The 22,290-nt window shown below is 50.7% G+C and carries 16 protein-coding genes; 11 read left to right on the top strand and 5 right to left on the bottom strand.

All coding sequences use genetic code 11. The features are described 5' to 3' along the window. Window positions 1-152 precede the first annotated feature (152 nt). Window positions 153-1,241: a GIY-YIG nuclease family protein gene (locus J0X19_RS23100; protein WP_206986787.1), complete on the bottom strand. Its 1,089-nt coding sequence runs from the start codon at window positions 1,239-1,241 to the stop codon at window positions 153-155. A 178-nt stretch (window positions 1,242-1,419) separates the two neighbouring features. On the opposite strand from J0X19_RS23100, the gene J0X19_RS23095 reads away from it, so the two are divergent. The 5 genes from J0X19_RS23095 to J0X19_RS23075 all read left to right on the top strand — a co-directional run bounded on the left by J0X19_RS23095 (window position 1,420) and on the right by J0X19_RS23075 (window position 7,294). Continuing rightward, on the top strand, window positions 1,420-1,566 hold the full coding sequence (locus J0X19_RS23095) for a hypothetical protein (protein WP_206986786.1): 147 nt from the start codon (window positions 1,420-1,422) through the stop codon (window positions 1,564-1,566). A gap of 57 nt (window positions 1,567-1,623) precedes the next feature. After that, a complete protein-coding gene (locus J0X19_RS23090) occupies window positions 1,624-1,941 on the top strand; it encodes an FtsZ/tubulin family protein (RefSeq protein ID WP_206986785.1) in 318 nt (105 codons plus the stop codon). A 462-nt stretch (window positions 1,942-2,403) separates the two neighbouring features. After that, window positions 2,404-3,309 (top strand): helix-turn-helix transcriptional regulator, encoded by a 906-nt coding sequence (locus J0X19_RS23085; RefSeq protein WP_206986784.1) that lies wholly within the window; start codon window positions 2,404-2,406, stop codon window positions 3,307-3,309. A gap of 61 nt (window positions 3,310-3,370) precedes the next feature. Further along, the gene (locus J0X19_RS23080) at window positions 3,371-5,131 is read left to right on the top strand and encodes a DUF262 domain-containing protein (RefSeq protein WP_206986783.1); all 1,761 of its coding nucleotides are present in this window, start codon (window positions 3,371-3,373) and stop codon (window positions 5,129-5,131) included. Between the two features lie 12 nt (window positions 5,132-5,143). Then, the gene (locus tag J0X19_RS23075; RefSeq protein WP_206986782.1) at window positions 5,144-7,294 is read left to right on the top strand and encodes a DUF262 domain-containing protein; all 2,151 of its coding nucleotides are present in this window, start codon (window positions 5,144-5,146) and stop codon (window positions 7,292-7,294) included. Window positions 7,295-7,424: 130 nt separating this feature from the next. On the opposite strand, the gene J0X19_RS23070 is transcribed toward J0X19_RS23075, so the two are convergent. Then, entirely contained in the window at window positions 7,425-9,899 is a 2,475-nt protein-coding gene (locus J0X19_RS23070) for a DEAD/DEAH box helicase family protein (RefSeq protein WP_206986781.1), read from the bottom strand. 354 nt (window positions 9,900-10,253) lie between these two features. Between J0X19_RS23070 and J0X19_RS23065 the strand changes: the two genes are divergently transcribed. Next, window positions 10,254-11,894 (top strand): hypothetical protein, encoded by a 1,641-nt coding sequence (locus tag J0X19_RS23065; protein WP_206986780.1) that lies wholly within the window; start codon window positions 10,254-10,256, stop codon window positions 11,892-11,894. Window positions 11,895-11,989: 95 nt separating this feature from the next. Here J0X19_RS23065 and J0X19_RS23060 read toward each other — a convergent pair whose 3' ends face one another. Both J0X19_RS23060 and J0X19_RS23055 read right to left on the bottom strand, forming a co-directional pair. Beyond that, window positions 11,990-14,479 (bottom strand): Hsp70 family protein, encoded by a 2,490-nt coding sequence (locus J0X19_RS23060; protein ID WP_206986779.1) that lies wholly within the window; start codon window positions 14,477-14,479, stop codon window positions 11,990-11,992. Window positions 14,480-14,511: 32 nt separating this feature from the next. Then, entirely contained in the window at window positions 14,512-14,940 is a 429-nt protein-coding gene (locus J0X19_RS23055) for a hypothetical protein (RefSeq protein ID WP_206986778.1), read from the bottom strand. A gap of 731 nt (window positions 14,941-15,671) precedes the next feature. On the opposite strand from J0X19_RS23055, the gene J0X19_RS23050 reads away from it, so the two are divergent. Together J0X19_RS23050 and J0X19_RS23045 are read left to right on the top strand one after the other, a co-directional pair. Further along, on the top strand, window positions 15,672-16,313 hold the full coding sequence (locus J0X19_RS23050) for an IS1 family transposase (protein ID WP_206986777.1): 642 nt from the start codon (window positions 15,672-15,674) through the stop codon (window positions 16,311-16,313). Window positions 16,314-16,482: 169 nt separating this feature from the next. Next, entirely contained in the window at window positions 16,483-17,733 is a 1,251-nt protein-coding gene (locus J0X19_RS23045; protein WP_206986776.1) for a PDDEXK-like family protein, read from the top strand. Between the two features lie 156 nt (window positions 17,734-17,889). Here the strand turns inward: J0X19_RS23045 and J0X19_RS23040 are convergent, their stop codons facing one another. After that, window positions 17,890-18,900, bottom strand: a complete 1,011-nt coding sequence (locus J0X19_RS23040) for a helix-turn-helix transcriptional regulator (RefSeq protein WP_206986775.1) — start codon at window positions 18,898-18,900, stop codon at window positions 17,890-17,892. 330 nt (window positions 18,901-19,230) lie between these two features. Between J0X19_RS23040 and J0X19_RS23035 the strand changes: the two genes are divergently transcribed. From J0X19_RS23035 to J0X19_RS23025, 3 genes are all read left to right on the top strand, one after another. Continuing rightward, on the top strand, window positions 19,231-19,644 hold the full coding sequence (locus tag J0X19_RS23035) for an exodeoxyribonuclease X C-terminal domain-containing protein (protein WP_206986774.1): 414 nt from the start codon (window positions 19,231-19,233) through the stop codon (window positions 19,642-19,644). A gap of 348 nt (window positions 19,645-19,992) precedes the next feature. Further along, window positions 19,993-21,273, top strand: coding sequence for a reverse transcriptase domain-containing protein (locus J0X19_RS23030; protein WP_206986773.1), 1,281 nt, complete (start codon window positions 19,993-19,995; stop codon window positions 21,271-21,273). 46 nt (window positions 21,274-21,319) lie between these two features. After that, entirely contained in the window at window positions 21,320-22,288 is a 969-nt protein-coding gene (locus tag J0X19_RS23025) for a hypothetical protein (RefSeq protein WP_206986772.1), read from the top strand. The last annotated feature ends 2 nt before the right edge of the window (window positions 22,289-22,290 follow it).

Here is a 22,290-nt window from a genome sequence, read left to right as displayed (position 1 = left end):
CCAAACTAAACAAACTAGCTGTCGACTTAGGCCCTAGCTGTGCATCTCTTTACAAACCAAGAGGATGCTATACTTATTTAAACTAAATGAAATTGCTATACTGAATAGTGAAAGAAGGAATCTAACGCTCGCTTAAATTGTGACAGTCGCCATCATTCGTTGATTGGTTTCTGGTTAAGCCCGTGAGCGCGGGAACCGAGTTTTTTCATAAAGAGGTATTCGCGCTTGATGACTTCGGGCCGGGTCATGGTTTTGGGCAGGGTCATCAGAACCGTGAATTGGAAATGTCGGCCGTGCTGCGCGTCGACCGCCAAAAGTTTTATTAGTTCCGCGTTGCCCCCGTGGCCACGCGTGGCCACGTAGTCCTTCCACCGGCCCCAAATACCTTCCGTGCCCGAAGCAGAGCCAATGTATTGCTTCCCGCTGGACTGGTCCAGAATCAAATACACGCCGGCCGTTGCCGAGAGCATCCGGCACCACTCGTCGCGGGGGGACTGGCTGGAGACTAGCTGCGCCAGTTCCGCGAAGGAGAGTGTGAAGTCCAGATAGTCGGTGAAAGGCTGGCTGAACGGCTTGGCCTGAATCTCCAGCACGGTTCTGCCTGTTTCCGGGCGTAGCCATTGATGCCAGCTGAGCGCGGCACGGCCCCAATCGAAGATGACCCGCTCTTTCAGGTCGTCAAAGCCGGGTACTTCAACTAGGTTGTAGTACAGATGCTCTTCCGTTCTCCGCTCAATACCCAGCACTTGGAAAACGCCCACGAAACGGGACCGCCTACCTGACTCACCCAGGCAGGCCACAACGAATTCGCATTTGTCAAAAACAGGATTTCCCTGCTGGCGCTGGTAATCAAGGAAGGCGGGGCGGTGGTTGCGGTACAGGTCGTGCAGGTCCAGCCCACCACTGGCATCCCGGTGCCGGACGAGCTTCACCATCTTGTCCTGGCGGGGCAGGCCGCGAGCATACAGTAGCTCCTGCAGGGTGATGGGGTTGCCGGACGTGCCTGCTTGCAGGGTATCATTATACCGATAGGCGCAGCCATTCAGAACCCCTTGGTCTAGGCCAGGGTGACTGAAGACAATCTCCCGGCCATCGGCATTCCGTAGAATGGCGCACAACTGCTCCGGGCCAAAGCCCATCATATACGAGGCGGGGCTTTCAGCTTTCGGATACCGCTGGTGGTAATCATTGAGCAAAGCAGCCAGTTCGCTTTCGGAAGCTACAGAGGATTGGTCGGTCATCGAATTAGGGCATTCTAGTTAGTAGTCCGGCCTAATAAGGGGTAAAGAATGCGTCAATGCAAATCGAATATATTCCGAATATTTAGCTCGTAAACGGCCTATAATTTCAAGCGGAATGAGAACGACATGTTTTGTCGCTGTGGGCTTGCAACTTCGTGAGAAATTAGCCCAGCTCCTCATGCAAGCTCACCCTATTCTGCCTCATCCTGAGATTCCAACCCAAGCAGAGGCGCTATTGGCGTATTGGAAGCAGGAGAGAGTTGGCCTGCCCGCCGTGCAGGAGCTGACGCCCGCCACAGAAAACAGTCTGCTGACAGTCCTGTAGCATATTCTGACGGATACCGGCGAAATCAACGTGGACCACCAAGACGTGTGGGAAGTTATGAGCGACGCAACTTCTCTGCAATTTGGTTTGGCAACTGGGGAAGGCCACAGCCGCGCTGAGGTAGCGGGCCAGCAGTTGTGGACTAGTTCCACGGCGCTGGGCGATGGCTCCCTGTCAGCCCACCGAATGTTGCTGGCCATCCAAAGTGGGGGCTCTGCTGAGTTGGAAATGGATGAGCTTACGCAGATTCTGGAGTATCTGATGGACCAGACTGGCCGCCAAGCCGAAGTCGTGTTTGGGCATGGGCTTGAGCCTGCGCTCGGCCAACGTATCCGGCTGCTGCTACTCGTAAGCCGGCGAATCATCCTGACTTAGCTACAGCCCATGCTACATGCTATTTGAATCAAAAAGCCTAGTACCGAGGCGCACAAGATACCTGCAGCCAGTTCTGCCGTTCCCGCTGCGGTAGCGCTCTACGTGGCTTCCGTGGCCAGTCGATATCAGAATCAAGGGCTTAGCCTAGCTGAACTGGTAGCAGCCGGTGAAGAAGGATGGCAGCAGGCACAGCGGCATTACGGGGCTGCCTCTGAGCAGTTTGAACGATGGGGCGCAGGTGGGTAATGGAAAGGACTCTGCAGGTGCTGGAAACCATGAGACTTTGTAGAGACAGTACTATATAAATGCCTGTTTGTGGTTCATTGCCAATCCTTATCTTGCACTTTGCCTAATACAGATTTACGGCTTTCTGATAACGCTATGCTATTCTTTAATCTGTCAGTTACGCCAAACGAATAGTCTGCTTACTTCATCTATCGCACGGTAGCTCCTATCCTTTTCGTGACCACCCACGCCCACTTTCTTCGCCAGCTACTGCTGGTACTGCGTCTGCAGAGCCTTCGCCGTGCTGTTCCTTTTGAGGAACTACGCGACTACTTGTTGGAGCAGACTTCGCTGCGGGACTTGGCCGCTAATTATTCGCAGCGCACCTTCCAACGGGATTTGCCCAAAATCGCGGAGCGCTTCGGCGTTACCATTGCGCATGACAGGCGAGCAGGCGACTACGTGATTGCCTCAGCGGACCCATTGCCGGAAGGCTACCAGCGGCTGCTCGATGCATTTGAGCTACAGGAATTTCTGAGGCTCCCAACGGCACTGAACCCATTTGTGCAGTGGGAATCCCGGCGGCCACTGGGCACGGAATGGCTGCAGCCACTGCTGCGCGCCGTGCAGCAGCGGCGTCAGGTAGCTTTTCAGTACCACAAGTTCTGGGACGATGAGCCCTCGACCCGGACCGTCTCCCCGCTGTTGCTCAAAGAATTTAAAGGCCGATGGTATCTGCTGGCCCACGACCAAGCTCGGGATGTCCTTCGGTGCTTCGGACTAGACCGCATCCAGGCGTTGGAATCGACAACTCATTCATTTGAGCCTCCTGCGGACTTTCAGCCCGAGGCGTACTACGCTCACAGCTTCGGCATTATTCGGCCCGACCATGAGCCCCCGGCCGAGATAGTCTTGGCATTGGAGCCGACCCAGGGGCAGTACCTTAAATCGTACCCGCTTCACACTTCCCAATGCGTGTTGGTAGATACAGAAGAGGAGCTACTGATTCAACTCACCGTGTACAATACGCACGACCTGTTGATGGAGCTGCTCTCGCTCGGTGACCAGGTGCAGGTACTAGCCCCGGCTTCGCTACGGGCGCATGTCAAGCAAATCCATGCTGCTGCGGTAGCGCACAACTAAGAGTAGCCTAATAGTTGGTTTTTCACTGCCTCTCTTACCCTCATTTCCTGCATTCATTCTCATGACAGAACTAGTATTCAGTATCAAGGATATTTTTGATGATAGTGGTCAAGACGGTTGTTTGACGCAATACCAGAGCAAAGCCTACCACATCCCGGCTTATCAGCGGGGGTATAAGTGGGGGGCTGAGCCCAGCGGGGCCGTCACCATCCTACTGCAGGACCTCTGGCACGCCTTCAAAGCATTTAAGCATCAGGGGAAGAAGGAATACTACCTGCAGTACATCACGGTTAAGAAAGGTACCATGGTGGTTAAGGGCAGCCCGCAGGACTGCTTGGAAGTGATTGATGGCCAACAACGCCTGACTACGCTATCCATTATTATCTCCATGCTCTCTGCGCTTCTTGGCAAACCCAACCTGAGTGCCGGCAAGCTGCACTATGCCATTCGGCAAGACTTCTTTTCGGATTACATCTACCGAAGTGATGACTTAAAAGCCTTTGTAGGTAAGGAATGGCAGGAGTTGGAGGCCGACCCGGACATGAACAAACAGGATATCCATTACCTGCATGCCGCAGCGCGCAGAGCCGGTGCCTTCTTCCGGGAGCGTCAGGCAGACGACTTGCTGGCCTTCGAGCAGTACCTGTTGCGGTATGTAAAGCTGATTGTCAACTCCGTTGAGGCGCATATTCAAAGTGAAACTGTATTTAAAAACTTGAACAGCAACAAGGTTCCGCTCAGCGAAACCGAGCTTATCAAAGCGCTGGTGATAACCAAGGTTGGTCGGGCCGGGGCAACAGCGGAGCGGAAGGGGTTTAAGGAGGTGATGGAGTCTCGGCTTAACCTGGGACGGCTGTGGGATGAGATGAGCAGGTGGGCGAACAAGCCGGAAATCAACACCTTCTATTTTAAAGGCCGGGCAGATGGCATGTACCAGCTCCTGCTGCTTACCGCCCTTTGCCTGGGCGGCAAGGAGAGCGAGTTTGAGGCCTCCAAGCACAGCACTGGCCTCTTGCTCTTCAATTTTTACAATCAGTACGCGGATATCGGCCAGGTATATACCACCATTAAGGATGTGCAGGCAGCGCTCACGAACTGGTATGCCGACGTCCATACGTACAACCTCATCGGCTATTGCCGATTTGTTAAAGGCAGTGGCAACAACAACCTGACGTTTCTAAAGAATTGCCTGAATTGCCGAACCAAGCCAGCATTGCAACTCTTTTTGGGCGAATCAAAGGCAAACCTGTTGCCGACGCAGGACCTTTCGGCGTTGCGCTACGGGCAGGACGATAACCACATCCACGCGGTGTTGCTGCACCTGAGTGTGTTTGTGAAAGGCAAGCCCATCCGGTTCAACTTTCACGAATTCATTACCGAAAAGTGGTCCTTGGAGCACATTTTCCCCCAAAGCCCCGAGGGGAAAGAAGCGGTGCTGGATAGTGACCAGAAGACGGCCGTCAAGGAGATGCTGGGGGCCAGCTTGGATGATACCCTCGTTCAAATTCTGGACAAGGCGAAACGGAACGATGACGAGAAGCAGCTTTACTACCGGGCCCTGCAAAATGAGAGCCGGCTCAACTCCATTGGCAACATGTGTTTGCTGACCAGTGGGGATAATAGCTCCAATGGCTGCATGTTTTTCAAGGAAAAGAGGCGCAACGTGCTGCGGCTCCTGCAACAAGGCAGCTTTGTGCCCCAGCACACCTTTGATGTCTTCAGCAAGATGATGCGCCAGCTCCAGAGTGACGACCTGAGCAGCTGGACCGCAGCGGACATCGACCACCACCGCGAGCACATTACCCAACTCATCAGCAATTAACGACCGGACAATATGAAGACTGGCAAGTATACCATCAAGGATTTCTTTGTGAACCGCTACCTGAAACAAGTCATTGTTCCGGAGATTCAGCGCGATTATGTCTGGCAGGAAGAGCAGCTGATGGGGTTGCTGAACTCGCTGCTCGCGGACTTCTTCAAGTTCTCCACCTACGAGACCATCAACTTCGATTCCGCGCTGCGACCGGAAGACAGGGAGTTGGCGGAATCTTTCAATTCCTACCGCAAGCGGCTGACGTGTGCCTCCAATATTGGGTTTATCTATGCCTACAACGACGAAGAATTTGCCGGTCGGTATTTCCTCATCGACGGGCAGCAACGCATAACCTCCGCGTTTCTGATACTGCTGACGCTGGCGCACCGCAACCCGGGGTTAACGGAACGATTCCGGAGTACCTACTTTGAAGAAGGAACCCTGAAGTTCGACTACAAAGTGCGGGATGCCTCGCATGATTTTCTCTTCAAGCTGGTACCCTATCTGCTGGATACGCCGGAGGAAAAGGTAGACGAGCAGATGTGGATGTATTCTAATCCGGATGCTACCGTCCAGAACCTGTTTAACAACTTCCGCTCTTTACAGCGCTTCTTTTCAAGCCCTTCTTTCCAGCAATCCCTCCTGAAGCGTAACGTTACCGAAGAAGCCCTCTACGGCTACCTGGAGGAGTACACGGAATTCTACTACTTCGACACAAACATCAGTGAGCAAGGAGAGGACCTGTACATCTACATGAACGCCCGGGGGGAACAGGTGCAAAGCAACGAGAACGTAAAGGCAGACCTGCTCAGCCGGTTAAGCACGTTAGAGGAAAAGAACGAGTACGGGAAAAAATGGGAGTCCTGGCAGGACTTTTTCTGGCAACACAGGGGCACAAACAAGAATGCGGACGCCGGTTTCAACGAATTCCTGGCCTGTATCGCGGGCTTAACGAATCTGGCAAGCGGTAACACTAGTGGTTTTTACAGCCCGGACGAGTACAAGGCTAACGGTGGAATTAAGACCAGCCAGATTCTCTCCGCTTTGGACCTAGCCACCATTGAAAAGTACGTTGAGTGCCTGATGTTTCTGCAGGAGAACAAAGACACATTCAAGAGCCGCTACACCAACTGCGGGTGGGTTGATACTTGTCTGGACACGATGTGGAACATCTTCAATAGCAGTAAAGAGAAGACTAACTGGTACGCGGACTACAACAACGATAACCGAGGGACGGAGCGCAACCGGATGGCCTTTATCTGGCCTGTCCTGCGCTTTATAGTAAGACGCAGCGAGGTTGTGCTGCCCATCAACGAAGCTTTCCGGGTGCTTAGGATTCATTACCTGCACTTCACCAACTATGACCGCTCTGTTGCTCAGATTGAGAAGGAAGTAGAGGACCTGTGCAATTTAGGCCCCTTCGTTGCCTTCGGAAACGCGGAGGAGAACCTCAAGCATGCGCTGTACACCTCAGTCGACCCCAGCTTGGTCAAGCAATATGAAGAACTCATTTGGGAAATTGAGGACCATAAATTTAACCTGAACGGCAGGGACGTTGGTGGCATCAACATCAGCCATTTAGTTGACCTGAATCCCGTTCCCTCGCTGGCCGACCTGCAAAAAGTGAGAAACCGTTTTTACGAGTTGTTCCCACTTGACAAGCAGCGCTACAAGACGCTACAGAACGCATTGCTGTACTATGGGCCATATCAGCACCGAGAAAATCCCGGGTATTACTTCAATTACAACTTTGGTGATTGGAGGCGTACCATTCGCGGCAAAGGCAGTGAAGAGTCAAATAGGCCTGAAAAAGCCTTTAAAGGTTTTTTCGCCGATTTTCTCAGGTTTGAAGGCACGTTGAATGACTTTCTACGAACAATGAGAGCAACCGTACTTCGCAAGGAGGACGCTCAGGAACACTATCAAAAGGTGCTCTGGTACAGTCAGTATTTGGAAAATCGGACGTGGAGTAAAGGGGATTATATTGCCTTCTCTAATGATTGGGACGGTCAAGACATGCATTTTCCTGACTGTCGCATCATTTACAATACCCGAGGTGATTTTAGGGGCTATTTTAACTGTAAACTTCAGGACTTGCTGCCCGTAGACACCACAGAACAGGTAACGGCACTTGAGTTGCCAGCTCTGCTGGACAGCAACACATTAGACTAAAGGGGCTGAATGGCATCACGAGTGACCATGTGCTCGGTCTAGCTAAATGTCGGGTAGTGGGTGCTAATCAATACAGCCCACTACCCGACATGCTTATTTTCTGTGAGTAACTCGTAGAAAGCCCGTTAATTCAACGTGCTCCTTTGAAAGCATTTTGCTTTCGGGTCAGTAACTGCAGGTTCTCGAAGGTGGTTAGGCCCCCGTTGCTTATCGCTGTGATGTGGTCCAACTGAAAGTCAAGCTTGTTTTTGCTTCGGTAATCGCCTTCCGCGCTGTGGTAATACCCTTCGGCATCGCGGTGTTTCTCGTACACTTGGTCACTGAGCCATTTCCAGTACGTCGGGTTCTGCTCCCGGATTTCACCCATCGGCAGTTCCTCTAGCCGGCGTAGCTCCTTCCGGTCGGTGGGAATGATGGTAGGGCGCTGGTATAGGTCCGGGTTGCTGATGCGGCGAATGGCCAAATCGACTTCATGCAGGAAGTAGCGCTTGTCGTGGCCAAAGAATGTTTTCCACTGCGATTCATGCTTGTCCCACAGCTGGCTTTTGTAAGCTTCTTCCTGCGAGCGGCTGTAGTCGCCCGCCAGAATATCCTTGGCCACGTTGGTTATATCGAACTTAGCCCGGTCCTGCAACTCGATGTAACTCGGTAGCGATTCGCTTTGGTAATAGAACTGCACGATGTCCTTGACGTCTTGCCGGCTGTAACCCGGATACAAGTCGTGACCGAAGAAAATCTGGTTCTCGATGACCGCGCTCAGTTCTTGCAACTGTGCGTCTGAGAGGTAATCCGCCACCGGAGCTTTCAGCCCTGCTAAAAGGGTGGGGAGCGCATGCATCAAATCGGCATAAGGCTGCTTGAGATTGCTGTACACGAGGACCTCGCAGTTCTTCTCCCGGGCTTCCTCCTCGAACTGACTTAATAGGGAGAAGTGATAGATGCCGAGCGGCAAACGCTCAATGAATGGCATGTTTTCCAGCTTCTCTTTGTCGGCTTTATCGAGGTGGTCGTTCACCAACACCGCAAATTCTTCAATTTTGCTGATGGAGATGAGCCGGACGAGCTGCTTCTGGGTATTCTTATGTGTGTCGTTGAAGTCCGTGTTTTCTTCAATAATCAGCCGCTCGGGGTTGACCCAGGCAACCTTGTCCTCCCAGTTATCAATGAAGCTGACAATATAGGCTTCCTTGGTGCCACCGGCCTTTTCGCCGCGCAGCCCCCGCCCAATCATCTGCGTCATCAGCGTCGGCGAGATGGTCGGCCGGGCTAGGAAAACGGTCTGAACGTTGGGCAAATCAGTGCCTTCCGTCAGGATGTTGACGTTTATCAACACGTCCAGATCCCCGGCCCGAAAGCGCTGAATTATCTCTTTATTGCCCTTGCTGGAAATGGTAACGCCGGTGGTCTGGTCCCGAATAGAAGAGAGCACGTACTCGCAGCGGACGTCCTTGAGCTGAAACAGCTTTTTCAGGGCAATGGCGTTGTCCTGGTTGAGGGCGAACACGATGGTCTGCTTGTACTTGGCTTTGTTCTCGCAGTAGCGGTTGACAATGCACCAGTTGCGATGGTCGTTTTGGGCGATAGTCTTGGCCGTCCCCTCGCCAATGCTACCAATGTCGAAGTAGTTCAGCTTGTCCAGTTCCTGCTGGTTGAAGAGACTCAAGACGTTAAAGTCGGTTTCGACACTCTCAAAGACGGGTTCGGACAGGATGCCGCGGGTAATGAGCTTCCGTAAGTCAATCTTATAGATGATGTCGTCGGGAAAAACCTTGGCCAGCAGCCCTTGCTCTTCTTCCACGGTACGGAAGGGAGTCGCGGTCAGCCCAATCATCCGAAACTGCTTGACGCTGCCGCGGATGCTCTCGATGAGCTTCCGATAAGTGCGGGCTGTTGCGTGGTGCGCCTCGTCAATGATGAGGAACACTTCTTCCTGGTTGACCAGCCACTTATCCAGCAGGTATTTGAATCCGGCATTCAGGCTATCCTTGCTGGCAATGATAAGGTCATCCGTGGGCCGGATGTGCACCGGCTTGTCGTGAATGCCCGAGATGATGCGGTAGTTGAACGAGGGCTTGTTGCGCAGAATGTCCTGAAAAGCCAGCCGTTCGTGGAACGTCGTCTTAGCTTGGTCTAGGAGTTCGTGCCGGTGGGCAATCCAGAGAATTTTCTTGTTCTGGTTGAGCAGGTTCGTGCACAGCCAATGAGCTGCCGTCAGGGTCTTCCCGCCGCCGGTCGGCAAGACGAGCAAGCCGGCAAAGGGTACCTTGCCGGACTTGGTGATTTTATCGTTCAACTGCTGCAGGGCCTCCTTCTGGTGGGGATAGAGCGTAATGCCGCTGTCCTGTTTGGCGACCTCGATGGTGCCGGCATTGTCGTAGCTTATCTGGTCCTGGCCGTTCTGCATGTTTTTGGCTGCCCCTTCTAGGCGGAAAGTAATTCGGTCTGTGGTGCGACGGTCAAAATGGGCAATAGAGCTTTGCAACTCGCGCTTACACCAAACGGTAATGTTGTTGGCTTGTAAAAAGGTGTCAATGATAGCCATCCGCTCAATGTTGCGGCGGAAGCCCATCCCGAACCAATTCAGAAAATTTATATACTTCAGCACCAGTAGCTTGCGGTGACGCTCCTTTATTAACCCTAAGAGATGTTCACAAATGGCAATTACTTCAGCCTCTTCCATAAGAATAAGATGCAGGTGCTAGGAAAGAGCACAAGATAGAAGTAGCATTTTCATGAAGGGCTTTAGTGCACATCCGGCTCCGTCAACATTTCAGGTCGATGCAATTCACAGAGTGGCCATGCAGGCAGCTTAAGTAGAAAAACCCTCCTACATAAGCAGACTTAAATTGATAGCCGATTTGGTGCATCCCCCTTAGAAAAAGTAACTTTATCCACTTTGTGACCGAACTCATATCAAAGTATCTATACCCTCCACCTCCCGACAGACAAGTAGCATTTTATGGATTTCATTAACCCCGTGGAGGTGCTGTCGTTGGGCACTGGCAACAATGCGGCGATTGACACCTCAGCGCTGAAGAAAGCAAAACGGAGAGTTCAGGCCGAAATTGAGTTGTCCGATGATGGCCATTTGGACTACAGGGGCAGAAAGATTACGCTGTCCGACTGCGAACCCTTCTTCAAAGAGATAGAGCAAAACAACCTATTTACGTTCTATTGCTTTCTGGCCGAGACGCAGGACCTGAACGACTTTCTGGCAACCGGAAGCCCACGCATCTTCTCTTCCTTCCGTCAAGAGTCCATCTATAAGGATACGGATTTTGTCAGTTTTATCAGTCCATATTTTGCTGCCCAGTATGATAAGGCTCTACTCCGTGCCTTTGCTGATAAAAATGCGGAGGAAGTCGCTGCTGTTGCCAGTCTAACGCCGCTTGTTAGCCTGTCTTATCTGGATGCATGCTATAAGTCGGTCTTCTTCCAACTGAAGAACCATACCACCCAGCTAGAGGAGGCCACAATGAAGTTAAAAGCGGATGTGTACGCCCCGGCTTCCGCTCCGATTGCTGCCCTGTTGGCAAACTCCCAAGCTGAATTTTCACCCGTTCTGGTCAATAAGCTGCCTGGCTACTTCCAGAATTCGCTTAATACGCTTGCCCAAGCCTTACGTAATCTAGGGGTTCACCTTTTTAATAAAGGCGACGAAACAACAACTTCTCTCCAGTACTTAGAACTGGCTGTAGCTGTGCGTGCTGATGAAGTCGTTCATGAGGATATCGACAAGGTTTATAAGCAAATCACGGCTATCCGTGACAAGCGAGTAGAGCAGGAGAAGTATCGGCCATTGATTGAGCGATTCAACAATGTGCGCAAATCGCTCAATGACATAAACACGAAGCTGAATACAAATGCAGGCTCAACCACGGAGTTGCTGGCCAGGCTGGATTCACTTTTTAGTATTGAAGAGTTGAATGCGCTGCCAGAATCATTGATTGATGTTCGTGACCAAATAGCCATTACTCTGCGTAATCTGTCGATTTCTGCTTGGAACAACGACAACGACATATTATGGTCTGCCAAGCTGATTAATCAAGCGCTGACTATCCATGTCAGCAGTGATATGCGCGCTACCCTGCAAAAGGAGAAGGGGGAGATAGCCGCGTTGGAAGTAAAGTATAAAGATATTTTGTCCTGCTGGTTCTGTGAAGACAGTATGCTGGATAAGGATGCGACCTACAAAAAGGAAGTATACAAAGTGACGCATCGGTCCTATAGCGGCAGAACCCGAAAGGTCAGTTATGCGATAAAAGAACTCTCTTTTCCGCGTTGCAAGCATTGCAAGCGCACCCACTTCAAAGGGACGATGCGCTACTGGCTCTCATTCATAGGAAGTGGCTTGCTGGCCCTAGTGATTGGAGTTGGCTTGGCACAACTCATTTGGGGTGGTAGTTCAGACGTGGAGGGAGCTGTATGGGGAGCATTTGCACTAGCGGTTGTGGCCGGTCACCTGATTGGTCGACTCATGGAGAAGAAGCTTCTCGCTTCGTTAGGAGTGAAAAGCAAGTACACAAAGACCTTGTCCACGCATTCAATGATGGAAAGCCTTAGAAAAGATGAGTGGAGTTGGTCTAAGCCGGCTGCTTGAGAAGGTCTGCTCTATATGTGTAAAAGCAGAAAAGGGCCGCCATCTTTAAGATGGCGGCCCTTTTCTGCTTTGGTCAGAACCGTTCAGCAAACCGTCTAGAAACCGATTTTTTTGCTCACGGTTTGCTGAATCTCACGTGGTAACAGGTTCATAAGCTCTTGGTTGACGCTACGCAGTTGCCCCCAGTCCTGTGCTTGTATATACTTGCGTCCACCCTGAATTAGAATAGCTGCTTGGTCCTGATTATTCATTCTAGTGGACTGCTGTTCCAGGTTGCTAAACAGGCGGGTGAGGTAGGCAGGAAGGCGCCACAGAATACCTATCCGAATGCTCAGGAGGCGGTCGGTCAACTCCTGAATGCGGGTAGCATTATCCGAGCCGAGCAGCGCTGGCTCCTGCATTTCTACATCCCGTAAGTATTTGCGTTCTTGGTCGTTACCATGTTCTTCAACCAAGCTGTGGCACAATTCTTTCTCTTCTTGATACTCGGCACGGATTTCGGCGATACGGCGTTCCCGCGTCGCATCGTGAAGTTGTTGGGCGAGTCGCCGTTTGCGGTCCTCCAACTGATACTTTTTATCGGTTACGTCATCGCCGGTTAGTTCCCCTGCCTCAGTGCCCAGGTCGCCGGCCTCCTTGCGGAGTTTCTTCAGGACGCCGGCTGTCTCATAGTCTTCCCGTTCTTCAGCGGCTTCAATTTCACTGCCAATCTTTTGATTGAGGTACTTTGCTTCGCGTTGCACAAGGGCTACGGAAGTGGCCCGGACTTTTGGCGTAAAGACCTGCTTAAACTCCTGATCAATCATCGTCAGGTAGGCTGTAATGGCCAAGTCCCGGGATTCAGTCATTTCCAGCGTTATTTCGATTTCTGAGCCGCGTTGCACATCGCGTCGTAGGTTCGAGCTTAGGATGCCCATATGCCCAATAAGCTTATTGGCCTCCGCCAACGAGGTTTGCGGACCTTCCAATACGTTAATCAGGATGCCCTCGCCATCAGCGCCTTTGATGATGGTTTTATTTAACGGAAACGACAGGGTGCGTCGAGCTGGCAACGGCGTCATTCGCTGAAATACACAGAGCAGACGGGTATTACCCGGATGGTCTTCGTCATCTACTTCCAAGCAGATATCCTCCGGGAGAGGTTGGCCACTGATGCTGAATCCGGAATTGATGGCTATTTCTTCCGCATCGTTGGCGACGAGATTGTTCTGCGCATCATAGATGGCGAGCCGGAACATGTTGTATGTATCGGCAACCAGGGGCAAATCCTCATTGATGCGCTCTGACAACGCTTTTATGCCCGTATCAAAACCACCGTCTCCGCGGGTGATGCGATAGGAAAGTCCGGTAACATCGCCCGTGATGCGGGCAGAAAACAACTCGTCTGGTTCGCGGGATGTCTTTTGGTACGTGGTTTTGATGCTCAAACGTGAGGCCCCTTGAGCATTAGCCTCGGGCTGTGGTTTTTCGCGGCGCTTGCCGGAAGCATAGTATGCCGCTCCAACGGCTACCGCTGTGGTGGGGTCTATGTCGCAGTTAACAGGTGTGCCCAGTGATTCTTCTACCCGCTGCCGAACAAACGGGATATAGGTAGTGCCTCCTACCATTAGCGTGAACAGTAGGTCGCTTGCCTGAAAGCTGTTTCGGGTAAGGATGGTCTTCACCATCGAGACGGTACTGTCTACAGCTGGCTTTATCAATTCATTGAATTCGGAACGGGTTACGACCAACTCCACATCGATTTCATTGTCGTCGTCATCCGTCATCCCGTCTACGACAACTTCCGCGCTGGTCTTCGTTGACAGCTGAATCTTAGCCTCTTCAGCTCGACGGAGCATGACGTGGTATTGTGCGTTGAAGCGGCCTTTCTCGCTTTTAAGCTGGTCTTCCAAGTCAGTAAAGTTGAATTGAGCATTGAGCTTTGGGATAAGAATTTGCTCGACAATTAAGCGGTCAAAATCGGTGCCACCCAAGAAATTATCTCCTTCATGGTCCAGTACCCGCATTTCACCTTGATGGATTCGCACCAGCGCTACGTCGAAAGTCCCACCCCCAAAGTCATATACCAGCCACTGTCCATCAGGCAGCTCACGCTCCTTCTTCATATTAGCGTAAGCCAGGCTTGCTGCAATCGGCTCCTGCAGCAACACTACCTGCTCCAACCCTGCAAGCCGTCCTGCTTCTTTCGTTGCGTTGGATTGCAGCGTATCAAAGGATGCCGGAATTGTGATTACCGCCGCACTCAGCGTTTCCCCTACTGGTAGAAAGGTTTTCAACTCTTTCAGAACCATTGCCGATAAGTCGACAGGAGTCATGGATTGTCCCGTGGCTTTGATTTTGTAGCTCTCACTGGTCCCCATCCGCCGCTTAAAAGCGCCAACCACGCTACGTGGGTCCCGCTCCATTATTTCTTTGGCTTTGGTGCCAACTATAATCTTATCTTTTTTAAAGCCCACTACAGAGGGGAGTGTACTTCTTCCATAATCCGAAGGGTTGTTGAAAATTTGCACCTCACCCTTAATAAAGCGGGCCAGTGCAGAGTTGGTAGTACCCAAGTCGATACCGTAATTGATGTTAATGTCCATGTTAGGAGATGTGAGGAGGCTTGGTATATGGATTAATTGAATGCGGAATCAATGCGTGTTTCCGCTACAACTACCGCTTTCTGGACCAATGCTTTGGGGCCGCCGCCAATGGCCAACCACACAATCGGTTTGATGACTTCCGTAATCCACAGATTTTCCGTGCCAGCCCCAGCGATGCTGGCATCGCAATCTGTCCGGGTGTCATCGTAGCGCTCTCCAATAGGATTATGATAGGTAAAACTTACTCCTGTGTTTTGCTGAAAGAAGGAACCTGGTACCTCATTTTCAAACAGGTTGCGGAGTCGGTTAACGTTCCGTTGGATTGAGTTAGACTCCTTTAAGTCGGCCGCCTTTTTCTCAATTTCAAAGGCCTGATTGACTAAATCTAGCAGAAAACGGTATTCGCGGGGAGTATGACCTGTACTATGCATGAAGTGGTTTATAGCTGGGAAAGGCAGCATTGAGATATGAACCTTTATGCCGTGGTGCAATTAATGCATTACCCGATAAACAGAAGCAAAATGCCCAGCCAAATTTTGGCCGGGCATATAGGTCGACTAAAAGATTCATCCCTTCTTTATCTGTTTTGCTAATGATACAGCGCAGAGCACCTGTTAAAAGGTTATGTGATGTTCCCAAACACATATACCGCACTATCCTGCTTCCTTCTGGAGATTTTTGCCATCCAGTAGTATAGCACAAGTGATTCCTAAGACCGCCTTAATTCCATCGATACTAGTTAGGGCGGTCAGGTTGTCGCTCCGCTACATAGTGCAATTATACTTGTGTCCTACCGGCAGCATCCTGTTGTTGAACAGTAGGTTTCGATAATGAAAGGTTATCGGAACCTACTGTGGTTGTAATCTATAACTTCGGCAACCTTGTACTAAAGAGTACGCTTGTACTTTTAAATAGTGGATGTGCTTCATCATTCGTTGATGCCTGCAAACTTTTCGGTTTGGCAAAGATTAGCTGAAACTATGCATTGCTACTAGATACCAAGCATGCCAGCTTGATTAAGCAAATCGAGGTTAAGCTACCTTCCAAAGTTTATAATGTCCTATGGTGTTCATTTCGTGCGAATCGACTTCGCGGCTCATCATGCAGGCAATTTATCTTTGACCAACGCGAAAAATACAGGATTAACTATTCTGGCAGTGGTAAAATAAGGGGTGATTCTTAATTTCGGTGTATGCTTCAAACCACGTTCACGTGTGGTAAGTGCGGCAGCACGGCCTTGCGCAAGAATGGCAGCCGCAACGGCCAGCCCAAGTACCAGTGCACAGCCTGCCGCTATCAGGCTCTGTTTGTTCCGGCTGCGGTCGGCAAAGCCGTTCAGTATGCGCAGGTCGAGTTGCTGCTATTGGAGCGGGTTTCGCAACACGCACTTGTGCGCTTGACGGGTGTCTCGCGCCCCACTATTGTCAAACTGGCAAAAAAGCGCAGACCACGCCGCAGTTGCGGCCCAAACCGAGCAGGCTACTGGGTACTCAAACTGGATGAGATGTGGACATTTGTTGGCCGCAAAAAGCGCAAAGTCTGGCTCTGGTTGGCCACTGAACGGCACAGCCGCCGGATTGTGGCTTGGGTGCTGGGCTGCCGGGGCGCGGCCACCCTGCGCCGTCTGTGGGCCACCTTGCCTGAAGACTATCAAACCGGTACCTGGTACTTTACGGACGAGTGGGAGGCCTACGGCCAAGTGCTGCCACCGCGAGCGCATCGGCCCAGCCCCAAAGGCAGTGGCCTGACCAGCATCGTGGAAGCCATCAACTGCTCTTTACGGCAGAAGTGCGCGGTGCTTGTGCGAAAACCTGCTCCTTTAGCCGCTGCTTAGCTATGCATCACATGCGTATTCAACTCGTCATTGATGAGCATAACCGCCGGCTAACCACAACTTAAAATCACCTCCCGTTTTACCACCGCCACTATTCTATAGATGTAAGTAAAACTATTAACTGAAATGATTTAATATGTTTATTTAGGGTGTCGATTTATGATGACCAATGGGAAGAATAGCTGAGTTAAAGCGTGAATTTTCAAAGCTTTTAGATGATTTAGACTTTGATCGCGTAAGTCTTGAATTACAGAAACCCAATATCTTTCATATTCTGGGGATAACCCGGACCGAAATTCGTCATTCTAATTTTTTGGCTTGGCTACTAGATCCTAACGCCAATCATGGTTTAGGGAACCAAATAGTAAGTCGGTTTCTGCGGTCAGTGCTGGCCGACCAACGGGTGGAAGGCATTGACGAATCGGATATTGAAGGGTTAGAGTACAGCACGATGCGTGTATTCCGTGAGTGGCACCACATCGACATTCTGTTGGAGTTTTCCGACCTCATTGTATGCATTGAGAATAAGGTAGATTCTGGGGAACACTCCTATCAACTAACCCGCTATCGGCAATTAGTGGGAGAGCGTTTTCCCGGAAAGCGTTTTGCATTTGTTTATCTAACGCCTACCGGTGCAGCCTCGGTGCAGGAATCGAACTTCTACGTGGAGTACTCTTACCAGCAACTGATTGATGTGTTGGATAGAATCCTGGCGATTTACAAACTCCGTCTGAGTCCATTAGTCATCAGCTATTTGGAGGGTTACACTACAACTATCAAACGCGAAATCTTGGAAAACGACGAATTGAACCTATTAGCTGCTAAGCTATACCGTAACCACCAAAATATACTTGATTTTCTATTTCTGCACCGTCCTGATCGCGCTAGCGAGATAGGTGGGCATTTGTACAAGATGTTGAGTAACGAGGGTATGGTGCGGGCGTCGCCTAATAAAGGGTATGCTCGATTTCTGCCGCAAGAACTAGATAAGATTATCCCACGCACTGGAACAGGTTACCCTAACAAGGAAGCTTTTATGTTTGAATTAGATTTCTTCTGGCCTAACCAAGACAAACAGAAAAAATTGACTTTTCGGACGATTATTGCTCCTGGTAATGAGGAAGTCCGCACGGTATTAAAAGAGTGTCTAGTAGGGGTGCCGAAAGCCAAGAAGCCAGCTGGACAGAAATTTGTAGTTCACTTTTTGGACAGTTACCCTTTCAACCTTGAAGAGATACAGCAACAGAGCGTTGAGGAACTGACCTTGACTATGGGAAAGGTTTGGCAGCACATCAAGGCCACGGTAGAGTCCGTAACCAAAGCAATTCTTGAGCGTGAACATGACCTGCTGGCTTTGCGTAATCAGTTAGAGAAGCCGGAGCCAAGTTCCGGAGCCAGCCTTATAAATCCTTTGTTATAACCTATTGAATCTCAAATCCTATTAAATAAAGTCATGGGTGTTCATTTGTATAATGGTCATGAAGCCAACTTATCATGGTGCTAGGCTGAGCGAATGACAGTAGCAATACCTTGGAGTGCATATAGCAACCAAACTAAGTCAGGTATACCGTAGGATTCAATAGCGAGTTAAAGCGGTTCGTAGTCGATCTTGCAAACGAGTTCTTAAGACGGCAGGGGCCAATACTTCTACATCCTCGCCAAAGGCAAGCAGCTGGGTTTCCAACTCCCGATTTAGGCGGAGGCGTAAACACAGATCTAATACCTGCCCGTCGTGGTGTAAAATCTGCTGGCTGGCGTGTAGGGGCTTCGTGCGGACGTACTGCCCCCGGTCGTTATGGAAACGCAGGTGAATTTCCTGCACTGGCTCCGCTTCGTTGAACGATACCCCGATAATTTCCGCAAAGCGGGCGGGCAGGTTGGTTTCCGGCGGAAGAAAGGTTGTTGTTGCATTGGGCTCCGTAGCCAGGATACGGTCAAGGGCGAAATTGCTAATGCCGGCCCGGCCGGAAGCCAGCCCAATCAGAAACCAGCGGTTGTTGTACTGTTTCAGCAGGTACGGATGCACGGTTTCCTGCCAGCTGTGTGCGGCGTCGAATGACTGATAGGTAAGCTGCAGAACTTGGCGGCTGCGGATGGCCCGGTGCAGTACCTGCAACTTGGGGGTGCCAGTGTAAGCGGGCACCTGCTCAAACTCAATGGCCGTTGGCGCATCAGCAGTGCGGTTGTCGCGCAGGTTTTTCTCGATGCGGCGTACCAGCGTGTCGAGCCGTTCACTCAGGCCCAGGCCCTGAAACTGCTGCAAAACCAGCAGCACCTGCTGCAGAACTTCGGCGTCCTCGGCCGTGAGGGGGCTCAGGAAGTATTTGAAATGCGGGTCTTCGTAATAGTAGTTACCCTCGGCGTCGCACAGGATAGGGGCCGGGCCCTCCCCGCCGATACCCTTGCGCATATTGCTGATATCCGTATCCAACGTGCGCTGGCTTACACCATCGGAATAATCAGACTGTTCGCGCAGGGCGTGGCTTAGTGCATCAAGCAGCTCTTTTTTCGACCAGCGCCGGTAAGGGCGTTGAAAGCACGCATCCAGCACCCGGTAACGGATAAGTGGGTTCTTGATAAGGGGCATAAAAAAAGTGAAAGTTTTTTCACCAATGCAGAAAGACTGCATTGGCGGGGCTGAAGTTTGTCGCAACGATACACAAAACCCCGTGCCGATGCCGCAAAATCAACCATTAGTAGCAGCCCCGAGCCTGTCATCTGTCCGTAGCATTACCTGCCCGCGCTGCCAGGGACGAGGCCGTTTGCCGAAGTACCGCCACGTGGAAGCTGGTGTGCTTCCGGTGCCGCGGGGCTCGGGTGATTTTGACCCAGGGTTAAAATTTTTTCCGGCAATGCAGAAAGACTGCATTGGGCCTGACGTGCTTTGTTCCACTCTTCCACCAATTGGCTGACGACTATGCGTTTCTATACTCTCGATACCGTGTTCACCTTCGGCCGTCATCAGGGGCAGACGGTGAGCCAGGTGCTGGTGGAAAATCCCGGCTACCTCAACTTCTGCCTGCAGGTGCTCGACCACTTTGCTTTGCGACGGGAAGACATAGAGGCTTGGCAGCAGCAGTATCCACGGCTACAGGAGCAAATGACCGATGCCGCCTGGCAAAAGCTGGACGAGAAGGAAAGCCATCTACAGGCTGAGCTAGAGCGACAGCAGGCAGCTGACGATGATAATGATGACTACGATTCCGGCGACTACTATAGCCGGGACGATGCTGACCGGGACACGTTCGACGCGCTGACGGACGGGCAGTATGGCGACTACGACGACTTCAATGGCGACTTTGATTCGTTGCGCGACGCGATGGGATATTAGTTTTTTCCTCCCGCACTAACGTATTTGCGGCGTTAGGCTACTATTTCAACTTTGGCCTGCCCGATAGGGGCGGCCGTTACGCTCTTTGAAAATACCTGCGACAGGGTTTTTTACCTCGTGCGGCGCTGTGCCGTGCTCGTAACCCACTGCTTCGGCAGTGGGCCCAATGGCAGTCATAACCGACTCGTTAATTGATTTCATTGATTAATCGATTGGAGTTGATTATTGATTTATGCTATTGATTGTCTGCTTCTTACTAGGAGCTCTTGTCTGATCTTGTTGTATCAGGCTTAGAAGAACACCGGCAGGTATTTTCATTGGGCATTATATTGTTTGCTCTCTATTTCCATGGCCGAAACGCCTGACCAACTCCCTACTCCGCCCCACGACAACGAGCCCGCCGCCGGTGGCCCAGCTGACCATCCGGGTAACCCGCTGGCTGGCTTCGTTATCAAAAATGGGTGGCTGCAGCAGGTGAAGCCCGGCTACCAGCCGGCGCTGCCTGCGGCGGAGGAGTTGGCGGAACTAGCGGAGCATTTCCGGGCAGTTACCGATGCCATTTCGTTGGCGCGGGTGCTGAATGCTGCGCTGGAGCTACACCGTAAGCAACACCCCAAGGGCAGCCCCAAGACTGTTTCGCCGGGTTTGCTGCTGTACTACGCGCACCATAAGAAGGAACGGTATCAGACGTTTCAGGTGCCCAAGCGCACCCGCGGGCAGTTCCGCGACATCAAGGCACCTGAGCACGGCCTGCGCCGCATTCAGCGGCTGCTGCTGCTGTGCCTCACGGCCGCTTTCACTACCTGCGACGAGGCAGCGCACGGCTTCGTGCCCGGCCGAAGCGTGCTGACCAATGCACAGACCCACGCCGGCCGCCGCTTTGTGCTGAACCTGGACCTGAAAGACTTTTTCCCGAGTACGCGGGTAGGACGGGTGTTGAAAGTGCTGCAACTGGAACCCTTCGACCTGCCGAAGGAAGCAGCCCACCTGATAGCCAACCTGTGTTGCGACCAGGGCAGCCTGCCGCAGGGGGCGCCTACCTCGCCCCTGCTTACGAACGTGGTATGCGTGTGGCTAGACCGGAAGCTACGGGCGTTGGCTAAGCGCCACCGTTGCCACTATACCCGCTACGCCGATGACATTACCTTTTCGAGTCAGCGGCCGGCTTTCACGGCGGCCTTCCAGGCCGAGCTGAACGCGGTGTTGGTGGATGAGGGCTACGAGCAGAACCCGGCCAAACAGCGCCTGCAGACGCCTGAAACCCGCCAGGAGGTTACCGGGGTGGTGGTGAACGAACGGCCGAACGTGCCGCGTGAGTTCGTGCAGGATATTCGCTTTCTGCTGCACGTGTGGCAGAAACACGGCTATGCGGCGGCTTCGAAAGCTATGGGCCAGAATTATGGCGGCAGCAAAGCACATGCTCGATACAGAGGCAATATTCCTAAGTTGGAGAAGGTGCTAGCCGGGAAAATTGCTTATTTGGGGATGGTAAGAGGAAAGAAGGGCATTGTCTATGCTTCTTTGTATGAACAACTTCAGGATTTGAATGGCGTCACTGCACTTCATATATTGGAAGAATTGACAATAATTGGATTGCAAGTAGAATTCGACAAGAATCAAAATTTGTAAGCACAAGCTCTAAGCTTAATTCTTGCACTAAATAGCTTAATGACTTATGGCCAAACCTATCATTTTGCCTGAAGTTCTTAGAGAGAAAATATTGCGCTTAAAGAAAAGAGGTCAATTTGACCAGATAGAAGATTTAAAAAGAAGATTACCGGCACAATTGCATTGTTTGCTGGATAATGCTGCTATAATTAATACAGATCAATTAGATGATAAATCAATACATATACACATTGAAAATAATGAATTTCATAGAAATGACAACAAAAACAAGAAAGGCATTATAGAAGATCCAAAAAATAACATTAACTATCAAACATTGATTAACGATATTACAGAAATCAAACGAATTGCTTTATCGATACAAGGAAGTATTGGATTAAAAGTTGGTCCTTCAATTTCCTATGAAGGGATTCAAGAGCAAGTGAAAAAGCAACTTTTGATCGATAATATAAGAATGGAAAATTCTTTACTTGACATAAGCACTTATGAAAGGTACGGAGAAGAATTGGCTTTTAGACGTTTTTGCGTATTTGCATTTTATCAAGTGGAAGAGTTGCTAAACTTATACTATGACACGAAATACAATAATAACATATTTACAATGCGTACTGATTTTCGAAGACTTGGTATATCTATAAACGAGGAATGTACTTCATTAACTGCAATACCTATTGGAACTAAGATTTATGCTTATTGCCTCTCAACAAGCGAAGGAAATACTATGCACTCATTGCGCCATGTGCGAAACATGGAAGAACATAGATGTACAACAGTTTTACGCAAATATGCAAGTGACATTAGGAAACTTCAAGTTCAATACGATGCATTAAATTTAAAAAATAAGATAAACGAAGCAAAGAAAAATGGCAAAATATACAATAAAACATCAGAAGAAAAGGAAATTGAAAGTCGCTTAGAAGCTATTAAATTTTTAGTAGAGCCAGGATCTAATTCCGTTATAGTAAGAGGGTTATTAAAAAGGCTTTATAATGCCGTTATGTTATTGAAAAAATAGAT

This window comes from Hymenobacter telluris (assembly GCF_017313265.1).
Lineage (GTDB): Bacteria > Bacteroidota > Bacteroidia > Cytophagales > Hymenobacteraceae > Hymenobacter > Hymenobacter telluris.
The sequence above is the reverse complement of the archived record's forward strand: the minus strand, read 5'-3'. Positions and strand labels throughout refer to the sequence as shown.

Excerpts from the sequence above, each read along its gene's own strand:
- J0X19_RS23080 (WP_206986783.1), top strand. The coding sequence starts at position 3,371 with ATGACAGAACTAGTATTCAGTATCAAGGATATTTTTGATGATAGTGGT.
- J0X19_RS23065 (WP_206986780.1), top strand. The coding sequence starts at position 10,254 with ATGGATTTCATTAACCCCGTGGAGGTGCTGTCGTTGGGCACTGGCAAC.
- J0X19_RS23030 (WP_206986773.1), top strand. The coding sequence starts at position 19,993 with ATGGCCGAAACGCCTGACCAACTCCCTACTCCGCCCCACGACAACGAG.
- J0X19_RS23090 (WP_206986785.1), top strand. The coding sequence starts at position 1,624 with ATGAGCGACGCAACTTCTCTGCAATTTGGTTTGGCAACTGGGGAAGGC.
- J0X19_RS23025 (WP_206986772.1), top strand. The coding sequence starts at position 21,320 with ATGGCCAAACCTATCATTTTGCCTGAAGTTCTTAGAGAGAAAATATTG.
- J0X19_RS23050 (WP_206986777.1), top strand. The coding sequence starts at position 15,672 with ATGCTTCAAACCACGTTCACGTGTGGTAAGTGCGGCAGCACGGCCTTG.
- J0X19_RS23045 (WP_206986776.1), top strand. The coding sequence starts at position 16,483 with ATGGGAAGAATAGCTGAGTTAAAGCGTGAATTTTCAAAGCTTTTAGAT.
- J0X19_RS23035 (WP_206986774.1), top strand. The coding sequence starts at position 19,231 with ATGCGTTTCTATACTCTCGATACCGTGTTCACCTTCGGCCGTCATCAG.
- J0X19_RS23040 (WP_206986775.1), bottom strand. The coding sequence starts at position 18,900 with ATGCCCCTTATCAAGAACCCACTTATCCGTTACCGGGTGCTGGATGCG.
- J0X19_RS23100 (WP_206986787.1), bottom strand. The coding sequence starts at position 1,241 with ATGACCGACCAATCCTCTGTAGCTTCCGAAAGCGAACTGGCTGCTTTG.
- J0X19_RS23060 (WP_206986779.1), bottom strand. The coding sequence starts at position 14,479 with ATGGACATTAACATCAATTACGGTATCGACTTGGGTACTACCAACTCT.
- J0X19_RS23095 (WP_206986786.1), top strand. The coding sequence starts at position 1,420 with ATGCAAGCTCACCCTATTCTGCCTCATCCTGAGATTCCAACCCAAGCA.
- J0X19_RS23075 (WP_206986782.1), top strand. The coding sequence starts at position 5,144 with ATGAAGACTGGCAAGTATACCATCAAGGATTTCTTTGTGAACCGCTAC.
- J0X19_RS23055 (WP_206986778.1), bottom strand. The coding sequence starts at position 14,940 with ATGCTGCCTTTCCCAGCTATAAACCACTTCATGCATAGTACAGGTCAT.